Raw genomic sequence first — 15,097 nt, forward strand, 5'->3', positions numbered from 1 at the left:
TTGATTAGTGGCCCAATAGGTATTTAAACCGTCTATTTTGGCTGTCACTTAAGAAGCCGTGACTTGGTACACGGCTTTTTTTGTGCGCTTACGGCCTAATGTTCGGGACGAACAATTGATTTATTGAGGAAATGAGTTCGCATTATGTCGTCTGTAAATGAAGATAGGGCTAACTTGTCCCCCCTAATCCCGCGTCATGTTGCTATTATTATGGACGGCAATGGGCGTTGGGCTAAAAATCGGGGTAAATTAAGGGTTTTCGGTCATAAAGCAGGGGTGAAGTCGGTGCGCCGGGCTGTGAGTTTTGCCGCTTCTCATCAATTAGATGCACTCACGCTTTATGCTTTCAGTAGTGAAAACTGGAATCGCCCTGCTCAAGAAGTCACCGCTCTGATGGAGCTTTTTGTTCGAGCGCTGGACAGTGAAGTAAAAAGTCTGCATAAACATAATGTTCGTTTATCAGTTATTGGTGATATCAGTCGATTTAGTGAACGTTTGCAACAACGGATCCGTCGCTCAGAAGAGTTAACTGCAGATAATGACGGTCTGAAGCTTAACATTGCTGCCAATTATGGTGGCCGTTGGGATATTATTCAGGGAATGCGTCACTTAGCTGAGCAAGTACAGCGAGGCGAGTTGCAACCCGCAGATATCAGTGAAGAATCGCTAAACTCGCATATCTGCCTGCATGAGCAATCTGAGGTAGATTTAGTGATCAGAACCGGTGGTGAACATCGCATCAGTAATTTCTTGTTGTGGCAAATTGCCTATGCTGAACTTTACTTTACTGATGTACTCTGGCCTGATTTTGATGAACATGTCTTTGAAGGTGCGCTGAATGCATTTGCACAACGCGAGCGTCGCTTCGGGGGAACTACACCTATCGATGCCACTGCATCCTAGGGGGAACTTTTGCTGAAGTATCGTCTCATAACTGCTTTGATTTTGATTCCGGTTGTCATTGGTGCACTGTTCCTGCTTCCGCCGGTTGGTTTTGCTATTGTTACTCTCGTTGTCTGCATGCTTGCAGCTTGGGAGTGGGGGCAATTAGCCGGGTTTGCCAGTCGTTCTCAGCGTATTTGGTTAGCCATACTTTGTGGTTTTCTTCTGGTTTTAATGCTGCTTAGTCTCCCTGCCTATCAGCATTCAGCGCATCTCCCGCAAGTGAGTGTGCCACTCTGGCTCTCTATGGGCTGGTGGATAGCTGCATTGATGTTGGTGCTTACTTACCCACGATCAGCAGTGTTCTGGCGCGACTCTCGCCTCTTGCGTATAATTTTCGGCATTCTGACGATTGTTCCGTTCTTCTGGGGCATGGTTGCGTTGCGTCAGTATGGCTATGAACAGAACCACAATATCGGCGCCTGGTGGCTACTGTATGTGATGCTCTTGGTGTGGGGGGCTGATTCCGGCGCTTATATGTTCGGAAAACTGTTCGGTAAACACAAATTAGCGCCTAAAGTCTCACCAGGTAAAACGTGGGAAGGATTAATTGGCGGTTTACTGACATCAGCTCTGATATCATGGTTGTTTGGTCGATACGCTCCGTTGGATATCATCCCGGAAAAGCTGTTAATCTGTTCCGTGGTTGCTGCATTGGCCTCGGTACTCGGCGATTTGACTGAAAGTATGTTTAAACGTGAAGCGGGAATTAAAGACAGTGGTCATTTGATTCCTGGTCATGGTGGGATACTGGATCGTATCGATAGCCTGACCGCAGCTGTGCCGGTATTTGCCTGCTTAATGCTGTTAGTGTTTTAATCCGTCACTGACGGGGAGTTTAGGGAATATGATGAGCATACTCTGGAGCCTGGCCGCGTTTATTATCGCACTGGGGATCTTAATTACAGTGCATGAATTTGGCCACTTTTGGGTGGCGCGGCGCTGTGGTGTCCGTGTCGAGCGCTTTTCGATTGGTTTTGGTAAAGCGCTATGGCGCCGGACTGATCGCCAGGGTACCGAGTATGTTATCGCCCTTATCCCATTGGGCGGCTACGTTAAAATGTTGGATGAGCGCGTCGAAGCTGTGGCGCCAGAATTTCGCCATCAATCTTTTAACAACAAAACTGTTTTACAACGTGCGGCAATCGTCAGCGCGGGTCCTATTGCCAACTTCCTTTTTGCGGTGATTGCATACTGGCTAGTGTTTATCATTGGTGTGCCAAGTGTGCGCCCGGTTGTGGGTGATATTTCGCCACAATCCATTGCTGCACAAGCCAATATTTCTCCGGGAATGGAACTTAAGTCTGTAGATGGTATCGAAACGCCTGACTGGGATTCTGTTCGTTTGGCATTAGTCAGTAAAATTGGCGATAAGCAAACACAGGTTGGTGTTGCTCCATTTGGTTCTGCCAATGTGGTGCAAAAAACCTTGGATTTGCGTCAGTGGCAATTTGAACCAGATAAACAAGACCCAGTCGTAGCATTGGGTATTATTCCTCGTGGACCGCAGATTGAATCCGTTCTGGCAGAAGTTCAACCAGGGTCAGCGGCAGAAAAGGCGGGTTTACAAGCGGGGGATAGGATAGTTAAAGTTGGCGGTCAGTTATTGGATCGTTGGCAAACATTTGTTTTACAAGTTCGAGATAACCCCGGTAAAGCGCTGGTGTTAGATATTGAAAGGGGCGGTACCCCCTTGTCTTTAACCTTGATACCAGATACAAAATCGGTTGGAGAAAACCGCAGTGAAGGTTTTGCGGGTGTAGTGCCGAAAGTTATACCGCTTCCGGATGAATATAGAACGATTCGCCAATATGGTCCGTTTACGGCATTCTACCAAGCTGGGGATAAAACCTGGCAGTTGATGCGGTTGACGGTAAGCATGTTGGGTAAACTGATTACTGGTGATGTTAAGCTGAATAACTTGAGTGGCCCGATATCTATTGCGCAAGGTGCTGGGGTTTCAGCTGAGTACGGGTTGGTATATTACCTGATGTTTTTGGCACTCATCAGTGTCAATTTGGGCATTATCAATTTGTTCCCGTTACCGGTGTTAGATGGTGGACATCTGCTCTTCCTGGCGATAGAAAAGCTGAAGGGTGGGCCGGTTTCTGAGCGAGTACAAGACTTCAGTTATCGCATCGGCTCGGTTTTGCTGGTGCTATTAATGGGGCTTGCACTTTTCAATGATTTCTCCCGTCTTTAACGGCAGGGGATAGGTTAGGAAGAACGCATAACAACGATGGCGATGAAAAAGTTGCTCATAGCGTCGCTGCTGTTTGGCAGCGCCACCGTATACGGTGCAGACGGGTTCGTAGTGAAAGATATTCATTTCGAAGGCCTGCAACGGGTCGCCGTCGGTGCGGCGTTACTTAATATGCCGGTTCGCGTAGGCGATACCGTCAGTGATGATGACATCGGTAAAACTATCCGTGCGTTGTTTGCTACAGGCAACTTCGAGGACGTTCGTGTCCTGCGCGATGGTGATACGCTGATTGTTCAAGTCAAAGAACGCCCAACGATTGCCAGCATCACTTTCTCCGGTAATAAAGCGGTGAAAGATGACATGCTTAAGCAGAATCTGGAAGCCTCTGGCGTCCGGGTTGGCGAAGCCCTGGACCGTACCACTATATCCAGCATTGAAAAAGGACTCGAAGACTTCTACTACAGTGTGGGTAAATACAGCGCATCTGTGAAAGCTGTCGTTACGCCACTACCGCGTAATCGTGTCGATCTCAAACTGGTCTTTACTGAGGGTGTATCTGCTAAAATTCAGCAGATTAACATCGTAGGTAACCACAGTTTCACAACTGATGAACTTATCTCGCGCTTCCAATTGCGTGATGAAGTGCCATGGTGGAACGTTGTTGGTGATCGCAAATACCAGAAGCAGAAATTGGCCGGTGACCTTGAAACCTTGCGCAGTTTCTATCTGGACCGTGGTTATGCCCGCTTTAATATCGATTCGACTCAAGTGAGCCTGACGCCAGATAAAAAAGGCATCTATATCACCATCAATATTACTGAAGGCAATCAATACAAGCTTAACAGTGTGGTTGTGAGCGGTAACCTTGCGGGCCATCAATCTGAAGCTGATAAGCTGACCCAGATTGAGCCGGGTGAATTGTTTAACGGCAGCAAAGTCACACGCATGGAAGAAGACATCAAGAAGATGTTGGGCCGTTACGGCTATGCCTACCCGCGTGTAGTATCTCAGCCTGAAATTAACGACGCTGATAAAACTGTCAAACTGCATATCAATGTAGATGCGGGTAACCGTTTCTATGTTCGTAATGTTCGTTTCGAAGGCAATGACACCAGTAAAGATTCCGTATTGCGCCGTGAAATGCGCCAGATGGAAGGTGCATGGTTGGGTAATGATCAGGTCGAAGCTGGTAAAGAGCGTTTGAACCGTCTGGGCTATTTCGAAACCGTTGATGTTGAAACTCAGCGTGTTCCGGGAACCGCTGATCAGGTTGATGTGACTTACAAAGTTAAAGAACGAAACACAGGTAGCCTGAACTTTGGTATCGGTTACGGTACTGAAAGTGGCGTAAGCTTCCAGGTTGGCGTTCAGCAAGATAACTGGTTGGGTACGGGTAATACCGTTGGTATTAACGGTACGAAGAACGACTACCAGACTTATGCTGAATTTACCTTAACTGACCCTTACTTCACTGTTGATGGTGTAAGTCTGGGCGGGCGTATCTTCTATAATGACTTTAAAGCAGATAACGCGGACCTGTCTGGCTATACCAACAGCAGCTACGGTGTTGACGGTACTTTAGGCTTCCCTATCAATGAAAATAACTCATTGCGTGTTGGCTTAGGTTATGTCCATAACGACCTGTCTGATATGGAACCGCAAGTCGCGATGTGGCGCTATCTGGATTCAGTAGGCCAACGACCAAGCTATACAGGTCGCGAAGGCTTTACTACTGACGACTTTACGCTGAACCTGGGTTGGACATATAACAACCTTGACCGTGGTTTCTTCCCGACTTCGGGGGTGAAATCATCGGTGAATACGAAAGTTACCGTGCCTGGCTCTGATAATGAGTTCTACAAGGTGACATTCGATACATCAGCGTATCAGCCATTGGATGAAGATCGTTCATGGGTGCTCTTGGGCCGTGGTCGCTTGGGTTATGGCGGCGGTATCGGTTCGAAAGAGATGCCATTCTATGAGAACTTCTATGCAGGTGGTTCCAGCTCGGTTCGTGGCTTCCGATCAAATAACATTGGTCCAAAAGCTGCGTATTACGGCAATAATGGGACTACAGTTACTAATTCTACCGATGCAGTCGGTGGTAACGCGATGGCGGTGGCCAGTTTAGAACTGATTACACCAACACCGTTTATTAGCGAGAAATACTCGAACTCTGTACGTACCTCATTCTTTATTGACTCCGGTACTGTATGGGATACTAATTGGGAAAATACCGCAGAGACGCGTGCTGCTGGCATACCTGATTACAGTAAAGCTAGCAATATTCGTGTGTCTGCCGGTGTGTCCTTGCAATGGATGTCTCCATTGGGGCCATTAGTGTTCTCATATGCTAAACCGGTTAAAGATTACGAAGGCGACAAGTCAGAGCAATTCCAGTTTAACATTGGTAAAACTTGGTAATTGATTGGCAAAGCAGTACTGAATTTTAAAGACAGCACTGGTAGTTGAAATAACCTAAAGTAGCGTCAGCTCAGGTTGGCGCTATGCTAGGGATTATTCAGTATTAAGTGCACTTCAAGGTGTCTCTGACACAAACGGGTAATGGTAAGGAGTTTATAGTGAAAAAGTGGTTGTGTGCCGCAGGTCTAGGTTTAGCATTGGCTGCTTCAGCCAGCGTTCAAGCCGCTGACAAGATTGCTATTGTTAACGTTTCCAGCATTTTCCAACAATTACCTGCGCGTGAAACCGTAGCTAAGCAGCTGGAGAATGAATTCAAAGGCCGTGCAACCGAACTGCAAGGAATGGAGCGCGATCTGCAGACTAAAATGCAGAAGCTGCAACGTGACGGTTCTACCATGAAAGCCAGCGATCGTACCAAGCTGGAAAGCGACGTAATGAAACAGCGTGAAACTTTCTCTACTAAAGCCCAGGCTTTTGAGCAAGACAATCGCCGTCGTCAGATGGAAGAACGTAACAAAATTCTGAGCCGTATTCAGGATGCTGTTAAACTTGTTGCCAGCAAAGGCGGTTATGACGTAGTGATCGATGCAAATGCTGTTGCATATGCTGACTCTTCTAAAGATATCACTGCTGACGTGCTGAAACAGGTTAAATAAAACATGCCTTCAATTCGACTGGCTGATTTAGCCCAGCAGTTGGATGCACAGGTGCACGGTGATGGCGATCTCGTCATCACCGGCATCGCTTCTATGCATTCTGCCGAGCCTTCGCAAATCACATTTTTGTCAAACAGCCGCTATCAGGAACAACTCGCGACCTGCAATGCAGGTGCTGTGGTACTGACTGAGGCAGATTTACCATTCTGTAAATCTGCGGCTTTGGTCGTTAAAAATCCTTATTTAACCTATGCGCGCATGGCTCAGATAATGGATACCACCCCTCAGCCAGCGCAAGATATCGCGCCAAGTGCGGTAATTTCTCCGCGGGCAACGCTGGGAGAGAACGTTTCTATTGGTGCAAATGCAGTAATAGAGTCCGGTGTTGTGCTGGGTGATAACGTTGTTATCGGTGCAGGCTGCTTTATTGGTAAGAATACTCACATTGGTGCAGGTAGCCGTTTGTGGGCCAATGTCTCCGTTTATCATGAAGTGGTGATTGGACAGAACTGTCTGATCCAATCCGGTACGGTCATTGGTGCAGATGGTTTTGGCTATGCAAATGATCGTGGTAACTGGATAAAAATTCCTCAGCTAGGTTCTGTACATATTGGCGATCGTGTTGAGATTGGCGCCTGTACAACAATTGACCGTGGGGCATTGGATAACACGATTATTGGTAATGGCGTTATCATTGATAACCAATGCCAGATTGCACATAACGTTGTGATTGGCGACAATACCGCAGTTGCGGGTGGTGTTATCATGGCAGGCAGTCTGAAAGTTGGACGCTATTGTATGATAGGCGGTGCCAGTGTGATCAATGGTCACATGGAGATTTGTGACAAAGTCACAATCACTGGGATGGGAATGGTGATGCGTCCAATCACCGAACCTGGGTTATACTCCTCCGGGATTCCGCTACAACCGAATAAAGTTTGGCGCAAGACAGCTGCTTTAGTGATGAATATTGATGGGATTAATAAACGCTTAAAAGCTATTGAGCGCAAAATCGATAAAGAATAATCACTCAAGCCCGAAACTCTGAGCAAATAATCAAACTTATTGGTAGTTAATACCAAAAGTAAGTGTAAAGAGTTCATAATTTGCGGCCTGCCTAATGCCTCCTTTTTGGGGCTGTGCAGGCCGTGTTGTTGATAGCATCAGTTTTTAGACAGGAAGAGTATTTTGACTACTGACACTCATACTCTGCACATTGAAGAGATTTTGGATCTACTCCCGCACCGTTTTCCGTTTTTGCTGGTAGATCGCGTCCTCGATTTTGAGGAAGGCAAATTTCTGCGTGCAGTGAAGAACGTCTCTTTCAACGAGCCATTTTTCCAAGGCCACTTCCCGGGCAAGCCAATCTTCCCTGGTGTGTTGATATTAGAAGCGATGGCTCAGGCTACCGGGATTTTGGCATTTAAGAGCCGTGGTAAACTTGAACCAGGTGAGCTTTATTATTTTGCTGGTATTGATGAAGCTCGCTTCAAACGCCCAGTGGTGCCTGGCGATCAAATGATCATGGAAGTTGAGTTTGTCAAAGAACGCCGTGGTCTGACTCGCTTTACTGGTGTGGCAAAAGTTGATGGTGAAATCGTTTGTACGGCAACCATGATGTGTGCTCGTAGCAAACCGGCAACAGCGCCAGTAGAAGCAGCAGTTGTAAAGCCTGACGTTAAGGAGTCCTGATACGTGATTGACAAAACCGCCGTTATCCATCCAAGTTCTATCGTTGAAGAAGGTGCCATTATAGGCGCCGGCGTTCATATCGGCCCCTTCTGCTTTGTCGGATCCCAGGTGGAAATCGGCGCTGGCACGGAACTGAAATCCCATGTCGTCGTTAATGGAATAACAAAAATCGGCTGTGATAATCAGATTTATCAGTTTGCTTCGATTGGTGAAGCTAACCAAGATCTGAAATATGCAGGCGAGCCTACTCGTGTCGAGATCGGCGATCGTAACCGTATCCGCGAAAGTGTTTCTATCCACCGTGGCACTGTCCAAGGTGGTGGGTTAACCAAAGTAGGCAGCGATAATTTACTCATGATCAATGCCCATATAGCCCATGATTGCATCATTGGCAATCGTTGCATTCTGGCAAACAATGCAACGTTGGGTGGGCATGTAGAAATTGACGATTATGCCATTATTGGCGGTATGACGGCAGTTCACCAATTCTGCGTGATCGGCGCGCATGTTATGGTGGGCGGTTGTTCAGGCGTCGCTCAAGACGTGCCTCCTTTTGTCATCGCTCAAGGCAACCACGCGACGCCATTTGGTATTAATATCGAAGGGTTGAAGCGCCGTGGCTTCGACAAAGAATCACTTCATGCCATCCGCAATGCATACAAACTGTTGTATCGCAGTGGCCGGACTCTGGACGAAGTTAAATCAGAAATTGCCGAGCTGGCGCAGCAACATCCGGCGGTTCAGGCATTCAGTGATTTCTTTGAACGTTCGACCCGCGGCATTATTCGCTGACCTATGCAAAATAGCCCATTATCTGTTGATCGTCCGTTAAGCGGCGGGCGTCCTTTAACTATCGGTTTAGTCGCTGGAGAAACATCTGGCGACATCTTAGGTGCCGGATTAATTCGTGCACTGAAAGCTCGGGTTCCTGACGCACGCTTTGTAGGTGTTGCCGGTCCTCTGATGCAAGCTGAAGGATGCGAAGCCTGGTTTGAGATGGAAGAATTGGCAGTAATGGGGGTTGTTGAGGTTTTAGAGCGCCTGCCACGTCTGTTGAAAATTCGAAAAGAGCTGACTCAGCGTTTCAGTGAGCTCTCTCCGGATGTTTTTGTCGGTATCGATGCCCCTGATTTCAATATTACCCTTGAAGGGCGTTTGAAACAGCGCGGTATCCGAACTGTTCATTACGTCAGCCCGTCTGTTTGGGCCTGGCGACAAAAGCGTGTTTTCAAAATTGGTAAAGCGACCGATATGGTGCTGGCCTTTCTTCCTTTTGAAAAAGCGTTTTACGATCGTTTTAATGTTCCCTGTCGTTTTATCGGTCATACCATGGCCGATACCATGCCGTTAGCTCCTGACAAACAAGCGGCAAGAGTAGAACTGGGCATTGCATCAAACACACCTTGTTTAGCCTTGCTGCCCGGTAGTCGTCATTCGGAAGTCGAAATGCTCAGTGGCGACTTTCTGCGTACCGCAGCCATCTTGAAGCAGCAAATACCTGAATTGGATGTGTTGGTCCCGCTGGTTAACAGCAAACGACGCGAACAGTTTGAGCGAATTAAGGCTGAAGTTGCCCCCGACCTATCAGTGCATTTGCTGGATGGTAACGCCCGTTTGGCGATGATTGCCAGCGATGCGACACTGCTGGCCTCTGGTACCGCGGCATTAGAGTGCATGTTGGCCAAATGCCCAATGGTAGTCGGCTATCGTATGAAACCTTTCACATTCTGGTTGGCCGAGAGGCTGGTTAATACACCCTATGTTTCGTTACCTAATTTATTAGCTGGCGAAGAGTTGGTGACTGAGCTGTTGCAGCAAGAGTGTCAGCCACAAAAATTAGCCGATGCGCTATTGCCGTTGCTGCAAGGTGGGGACGCTGTTGAAGCTTTAAAAGCACGTTTTCTGATTTTACATCAGAGCATCCGCTGTGGTGCGGATGAGCAAGCAGCCCAGGCTGTATTGGAGTTAGCCGGACGATGACTGATATTTTTATTTACCCACCGGCCAATTTGATTGCGGGTGTGGATGAAGTAGGTCGCGGCCCCTTAGTGGGTGCGGTTGTCACTGCGGCGGTTATTCTTGATCCTAAACGGCCAATAGTCGGTTTAGCCGACTCGAAGAAACTGAGTGAAAAACGCCGTCTGTCACTCTATGACGAAATTACTGACAAGGCACTGTCATGGAGCCTTGGCCGCGCAGAGCCTGAAGAGATTGACCAGCTCAATATCTTGCACGCCACTATGCTTGCCATGCAAAGGGCCGTTGCTGGGCTGCATATTGCCCCTGATTATGTCTTGATTGATGGCAATCGTTGTCCGAAACTGGCGATGCCGTCATTGGCTGTTGTCAAAGGTGATAGCCGGGTGGCAGAGATTAGCGCCGCCTCTATTCTGGCTAAAGTGACGCGTGACCGTGAAATGATTGAGCTTGATCTTCATTTCCCTGAATATGGTTTCGCTCAGCACAAAGGTTATCCCACCGCTGTCCATTTAGAAAAATTGGCAGCCTTCGGTGCTACCGAACACCACCGGCGCAGTTTTGGCCCAGTTAAACGTGTGCTAGGTTTGGTGTAACTCATTGTTGCGCAAACCACTGTTGTGTCAATAACGAAGTAAAATCCATAATGTATGGATATGATTCTTCAGCAATAAATTGCTGGAGATATGATTCAATCCACTAATTTCTGGTATCTGGATATGGCCGAACCTCGTTTTGTCCACCTGCGTGTTCACAGCGATTACTCCATGATCGATGGATTAGCCAAGATTGGGCCCTTGGTGAAGAGAGCTGCTGCGTTGGGCATGCCCGCTCTGGCCATTACCGATTTTACCAACCTGTGTGGCCTGGTAAAATTCTACGGTAGCGCCCATGGTGCTGGGGTCAAACCCATCATTGGCGCAGACTTCTATGTGCAAAGCGAGATTTTGGGTGATGAGTTAGCTCACCTGACGGTTTTGGCACGCAATAATGAAGGTTACCAAAACCTGACTTTACTGATATCCGAAGCTTATCAACGTGGCTATGGCGCTGCTGGCCCGATCATTGATCGGGATTGGCTGATTAATCATAAAGAAGGGCTGATTCTACTGTCCGGTGGTCGGATGGGTGATGTCGGTAAGTTTATCTTGCGGGGTAATCAGGTTCAGGTTGATCAATGCCTCGAATTTTATCAAGAGCATTTCCCTAATAGTTATTATCTGGAGTTAATTCGTACGGGTCGCCCGGATGAAGAAAACTACCTGCATGCTGCGGTAGCGCTGGCTACCGAGCGCGGCTTGCCCGTGGTAGCGACCAATGATGTGCGTTTTATCGATGAGTCAGATTTTGATGCGCACGAGATTCGTGTTGCTATCCATGACGGTTTTACACTGGTTGATCCTAAGCGGCCTAAGAACTATAGCCCTCAGCAATTTATGCGTGACGAAGAGCAGATGTGTGAGCTGTTCGCCGACATTCCTGAGGCGCTGATCAACAGTGTTGAGATAGCCAAACGTTGTAATGTGACCATCCGGCTTGGGGAGTATTTCTTACCTCAATTCCCGACCGGTGATATGAGTACCGAAGATTTTCTGGTTGAAAAGTCTAAACAAGGTTTAGAAGAACGACTGGAGTTCCTGTTCCCTGACCCTGAAGTTCGGGCGCAAAAGCGGCCCGAATATGATGAACGTCTGGAAATCGAGCTGAAAGTTATTAACCAGATGGGTTTCCCTGGTTACTTCTTGATAGTTATGGAATTTATCCAGTGGTCAAAAGATAACGGTGTACCGGTAGGCCCAGGGCGAGGCTCAGGCGCGGGTTCTCTGGTGGCCTATGCGCTGAAAATTACCGACCTCGACCCACTGGAGTTTGACCTCCTGTTCGAACGTTTTCTTAACCCTGAACGTGTATCAATGCCCGACTTCGACGTTGACTTCTGCATGGAGAAACGTGACCTGGTGATTGAACACGTCGCGGACATGTATGGCCGTGATGCGGTTTCGCAGATTATTACCTTCGGTACCATGGCCGCCAAAGCGGTGATCCGTGATGTGGGCCGTGTGCTGGGTCATCCTTATGGTTTTGTCGACCGTATCTCTAAATTAGTCCCGCCTGATCCGGGGATGACACTGGAGAAAGCCTTCGCCGCAGAGCCGCAACTGCCAGAAATCTATGAGGCAGATGAAGAGGTTAGAGCGCTGATTGATATGGCGCGTAAGTTGGAAGGGGTAACACGTAACGCCGGTAAACATGCCGGTGGGGTGGTTATCGCGCCAACTAAAATCACTGATTTTGCCCCCCTTTATTGTGATGCCGAAGGGAAAAACCCGGTCACCCAATTCGATAAGAATGATGTGGAATATGCCGGGTTAGTGAAGTTCGACTTCCTTGGTTTGCGAACGCTTACTATCATTAACTGGGCGCTGGAGATGATTAACGCCCGGCGCGCCAAAACCGGTTTAGAGCCAATTGATATTGCTTCTATTCCGTTGGATGATAAAAAAAGCTTCGATATGCTGCAACGCTCGGAAACGACTGCGGTATTCCAGCTTGAATCCCGCGGCATGAAAGATCTTATCAAGCGGCTGAAACCAGACTGCTTCGAAGATATGATTGCATTGGTGGCATTGTTCCGCCCAGGTCCGTTGCAATCAGGGATGGTAGATAACTTTATCGACCGTAAACATGGCCGTGAAGCCATTTCTTATCCCGACATTGAATGGCAGCATGAGTCACTAAAACCGGTGCTTGAGCCAACCTATGGCATTATCCTGTATCAAGAACAGGTTATGCAGATTGCTCAGGTTCTGTCTGGTTATTCACTCGGCGGCGCGGATATGTTGCGTCGTGCGATGGGTAAGAAGAACCCGGCAGAGATGGCTAAACAGCGCTCGGTATTTGAAGATGGGGCCAAAAGTCAGGGCGTTGATGGCGAACTGGCGATTAAGATTTTTGACTTGGTAGAGAAATTTGCCGGTTATGGTTTTAACAAGTCACACTCCGCCGCTTATGCCTTGGTTTCTTACCAAACGCTGTGGTTAAAAGCGCATTATCCGGCTGAATTTATGGCGGCGGTAATGACCGCTGATATGGATAACACCGATAAGGTGGTTGGTCTGGTTGACGAATGTTGGCGCATGGGGCTGAAAATCTTGCCTCCAGATATCAACAGTGGCTTGTATCATTTCCATGTAAATGATGACGGCGAAATTGTTTATGGTATCGGTGCCATCAAAGGTGTGGGTGAAGGGCCGATTGAAGCGATGCTCGAAGCCCGTAAAGAGGGTGGCTATTTCAAAGAATTATTTGATTTATGCGCCAGAGTCGACACTAAAAAACTTAATCGCCGGATTTTAGAAAAACTGATTATGTCCGGTGCCTTTGACCGTCTGGGGCCGCACCGTGCCGCATTAATGAGTTCCTTGGGCGAAGCATTAAAGGCGGCGGACCAACATGCCAAGGCTGAAGCTATTGGTCAGGTAGATATGTTTGGCGTATTGGCTGATGCACCTGAGCAGGTTGAGCAATCTTATGCTAATGTGCCGCCGTGGCAGGAACAAATTGTTTTAGACGGTGAGCGGGAAACGCTGGGGCTGTATCTGACCGGCCATCCAATTACCCAATATCTTAAGGAAATAGAACGTTATGCCGGTGGGCTGCGTTTGAAAGATATGCATCCGACGGATCGGGGCAAAATGACCATGGCAGCGGGGCTGGTTATCGCTGCAAGGGTTATGGTAACAAAACGCGGAAATCGTATTGGCATTTGTACTTTGGATGACCGCTCTGGGCGTCTGGAGGTGATGCTATTCACCGATGCGTTGGAAAAATATCAGCATTTGTTGGAAAAAGACCGTATCCTGATAGCCACTGGACAGGTCAGCTTTGATGACTTTAGTGGTGGACTTAAAATGACCGCCCGTGAGTTAATGGACATCAGTGAAGCTCGTGAAAAATATGCCCGTGGGCTTGCTATATCGCTGACTGACAGGCAAATTGATGACCAGCTTTTGAACCGTCTCCGTCAGTCGTTGGAACCCCATCGAGCGGGGACGATCCCAGTGCATCTTTATTACCAACGGGAAGATGCTCGCGCTAGGTTGCGGTTTGGAGCCACATGGCGCGTGACACCCACCGATCGCTTATTGATAGAATTGCGAACGTTGGTCGGTAATGAGCAGGTGGAACTGGAATTTGACTAAAATAGGAATGCTATGAGTCTGAATTTTCTTGATTTTGAACAGCCGATTGCAGAGCTGGAAGCGAAAATTGACTCGCTGACCGCAGTCAGCCGTCAAGACGAAAAATTAGATATTAATCTGGACGAAGAGGTTCAGCGTCTACGTGAGAAAAGTGTCGAGCTGACGCGGAAGATATTCTCGGATCTTGGCGCATGGCAAATTGCCCAATTGGCACGCCATCCTGGTCGCCCTTATACCCTGGATTATATCGCTAATATCTTTACCGATTTCGAAGAGCTGGCAGGTGATCGTGCCTATGCCGACGATAAAGCTATCGTTGGTGGTATTGCACGTCTGGATGGTCGTCCGGTGATGATCATTGGTCATCAAAAGGGCCGTGATACCAAAGAGAAGATCCGCCGTAACTTTGGTATGCCAGCACCAGAAGGTTATCGTAAAGCATTGCGTCTGATGGAAATGGCTGAGCGCTTTAAGCTGCCGATCATTACTTTCATTGATACGCCAGGGGCTTATCCTGGTGTGGGTGCTGAAGAACGTGGTCAATCTGAAGCGATTGCACGTAACCTGCGCGAAATGTCTCGCCTGAATGTCCCTATCGTTTGCACCGTCATTGGTGAAGGTGGCTCAGGTGGTGCATTGGCAATCGGTGTTGGTGATAAAGTGAATATGCTGCAATACAGCACTTATTCGGTTATCTCTCCAGAAGGCTGTGCTTCCATCTTGTGGAAAAGCGCAGATAAAGCGCCATTAGCCGCAGAAGCGATGGGTATTACTGCCCATCGGCTGAAAGAACTGAAAATGATCGACTCAGTGATCCCTGAGCCGTTAGGTGGTGCACATCGTGATCACATTGCGATTGCTGCTTCACTGAAGGCACAGCTTCTGGCTGATCTCAGCGATTTGGATGTTCTGAATAATGAAGAGTTACTGAATCGCCGTTATCAACGTCTGATGAATTACGGCTATTGCTGAGTAACAGTGTCCAGATTGTTGGTCACCTA

Annotated in this window: 12 protein-coding genes; all 12 read left to right on the top strand. The window is 48.0% G+C overall.

What is annotated here, in order from left to right; all coding sequences use genetic code 11:
• Positions 1-144: 144 nt before the first annotated feature.
• The 12 genes from ispU (at position 145) to accA (ending at position 15,068) form a co-directional block, all read left to right on the top strand.
• Positions 145-903, top strand: coding sequence for a (2E,6E)-farnesyl-diphosphate-specific ditrans,polycis-undecaprenyl-diphosphate synthase (gene ispU / locus N0H69_RS07875; RefSeq protein ID WP_050109922.1), 759 nt, complete (start codon positions 145-147; stop codon positions 901-903).
• A 9-nt stretch (positions 904-912) separates the two neighbouring features.
• Complete coding sequence (cdsA, locus tag N0H69_RS07880; RefSeq protein WP_050124029.1) at positions 913-1,761, top strand: phosphatidate cytidylyltransferase; 849 nt, start codon at positions 913-915, stop codon at positions 1,759-1,761.
• Positions 1,762-1,789: 28 nt separating this feature from the next.
• Complete coding sequence (gene rseP / locus N0H69_RS07885) at positions 1,790-3,145, top strand: sigma E protease regulator RseP (protein ID WP_050109920.1); 1,356 nt, start codon at positions 1,790-1,792, stop codon at positions 3,143-3,145.
• Between the two features lie 36 nt (positions 3,146-3,181).
• On the top strand, positions 3,182-5,569 hold the full coding sequence (gene bamA, locus N0H69_RS07890) for an outer membrane protein assembly factor BamA (protein ID WP_050109919.1): 2,388 nt from the start codon (positions 3,182-3,184) through the stop codon (positions 5,567-5,569).
• Between the two features lie 158 nt (positions 5,570-5,727).
• Complete coding sequence (gene skp / locus N0H69_RS07895; protein ID WP_050146530.1) at positions 5,728-6,225, top strand: molecular chaperone Skp; 498 nt, start codon at positions 5,728-5,730, stop codon at positions 6,223-6,225.
• A gap of 3 nt (positions 6,226-6,228) precedes the next feature.
• Entirely contained in the window at positions 6,229-7,251 is a 1,023-nt protein-coding gene (gene lpxD, locus N0H69_RS07900; RefSeq protein WP_050124030.1) for a UDP-3-O-(3-hydroxymyristoyl)glucosamine N-acyltransferase, read from the top strand.
• A gap of 162 nt (positions 7,252-7,413) precedes the next feature.
• Positions 7,414-7,917 (top strand): 3-hydroxyacyl-ACP dehydratase FabZ, encoded by a 504-nt coding sequence (gene fabZ, locus N0H69_RS07905; RefSeq protein WP_032910240.1) that lies wholly within the window; start codon positions 7,414-7,416, stop codon positions 7,915-7,917.
• Between the two features lie 3 nt (positions 7,918-7,920).
• Positions 7,921-8,709: an acyl-ACP--UDP-N-acetylglucosamine O-acyltransferase gene (gene lpxA / locus N0H69_RS07910; protein WP_050152407.1), complete on the top strand. Its 789-nt coding sequence runs from the start codon at positions 7,921-7,923 to the stop codon at positions 8,707-8,709.
• Positions 8,710-8,712: 3 nt separating this feature from the next.
• Positions 8,713-9,897: a lipid-A-disaccharide synthase gene (gene lpxB / locus N0H69_RS07915; protein WP_050152408.1), complete on the top strand. Its 1,185-nt coding sequence runs from the start codon at positions 8,713-8,715 to the stop codon at positions 9,895-9,897.
• Entirely contained in the window at positions 9,894-10,490 is a 597-nt protein-coding gene (gene rnhB, locus N0H69_RS07920) for a ribonuclease HII (protein ID WP_050109916.1), read from the top strand. Before lpxB ends, rnhB begins: the two co-directional genes overlap by 4 nt.
• A gap of 123 nt (positions 10,491-10,613) precedes the next feature.
• On the top strand, positions 10,614-14,096 hold the full coding sequence (gene dnaE / locus N0H69_RS07925) for a DNA polymerase III subunit alpha (protein WP_050109963.1): 3,483 nt from the start codon (positions 10,614-10,616) through the stop codon (positions 14,094-14,096).
• A gap of 12 nt (positions 14,097-14,108) precedes the next feature.
• Positions 14,109-15,068, top strand: a complete 960-nt coding sequence (gene accA / locus N0H69_RS07930) for an acetyl-CoA carboxylase carboxyl transferase subunit alpha (RefSeq protein ID WP_050109915.1) — start codon at positions 14,109-14,111, stop codon at positions 15,066-15,068.
• The last annotated feature ends 29 nt before the right edge of the window (positions 15,069-15,097 follow it).

This window comes from Yersinia alsatica (assembly GCF_025133195.1).
Classification (GTDB): domain Bacteria; phylum Pseudomonadota; class Gammaproteobacteria; order Enterobacterales; family Enterobacteriaceae; genus Yersinia; species Yersinia alsatica.

What these genes read in the sequence shown, in the direction of transcription:
- ispU (WP_050109922.1), top strand. Translation starts at nt 145, where the DNA reads ATGTCGTCTGTAAATGAAGATAGGGCTAACTTGTCCCCCCTAATCCCG.
- rseP (WP_050109920.1), top strand. Translation starts at nt 1,790, where the DNA reads ATGATGAGCATACTCTGGAGCCTGGCCGCGTTTATTATCGCACTGGGG.
- bamA (WP_050109919.1), top strand. Translation starts at nt 3,182, where the DNA reads ATGGCGATGAAAAAGTTGCTCATAGCGTCGCTGCTGTTTGGCAGCGCC.
- lpxD (WP_050124030.1), top strand. Translation starts at nt 6,229, where the DNA reads ATGCCTTCAATTCGACTGGCTGATTTAGCCCAGCAGTTGGATGCACAG.
- lpxB (WP_050152408.1), top strand. Translation starts at nt 8,713, where the DNA reads ATGCAAAATAGCCCATTATCTGTTGATCGTCCGTTAAGCGGCGGGCGT.
- rnhB (WP_050109916.1), top strand. Translation starts at nt 9,894, where the DNA reads ATGACTGATATTTTTATTTACCCACCGGCCAATTTGATTGCGGGTGTG.
- dnaE (WP_050109963.1), top strand. Translation starts at nt 10,614, where the DNA reads ATGGCCGAACCTCGTTTTGTCCACCTGCGTGTTCACAGCGATTACTCC.
- accA (WP_050109915.1), top strand. Translation starts at nt 14,109, where the DNA reads ATGAGTCTGAATTTTCTTGATTTTGAACAGCCGATTGCAGAGCTGGAA.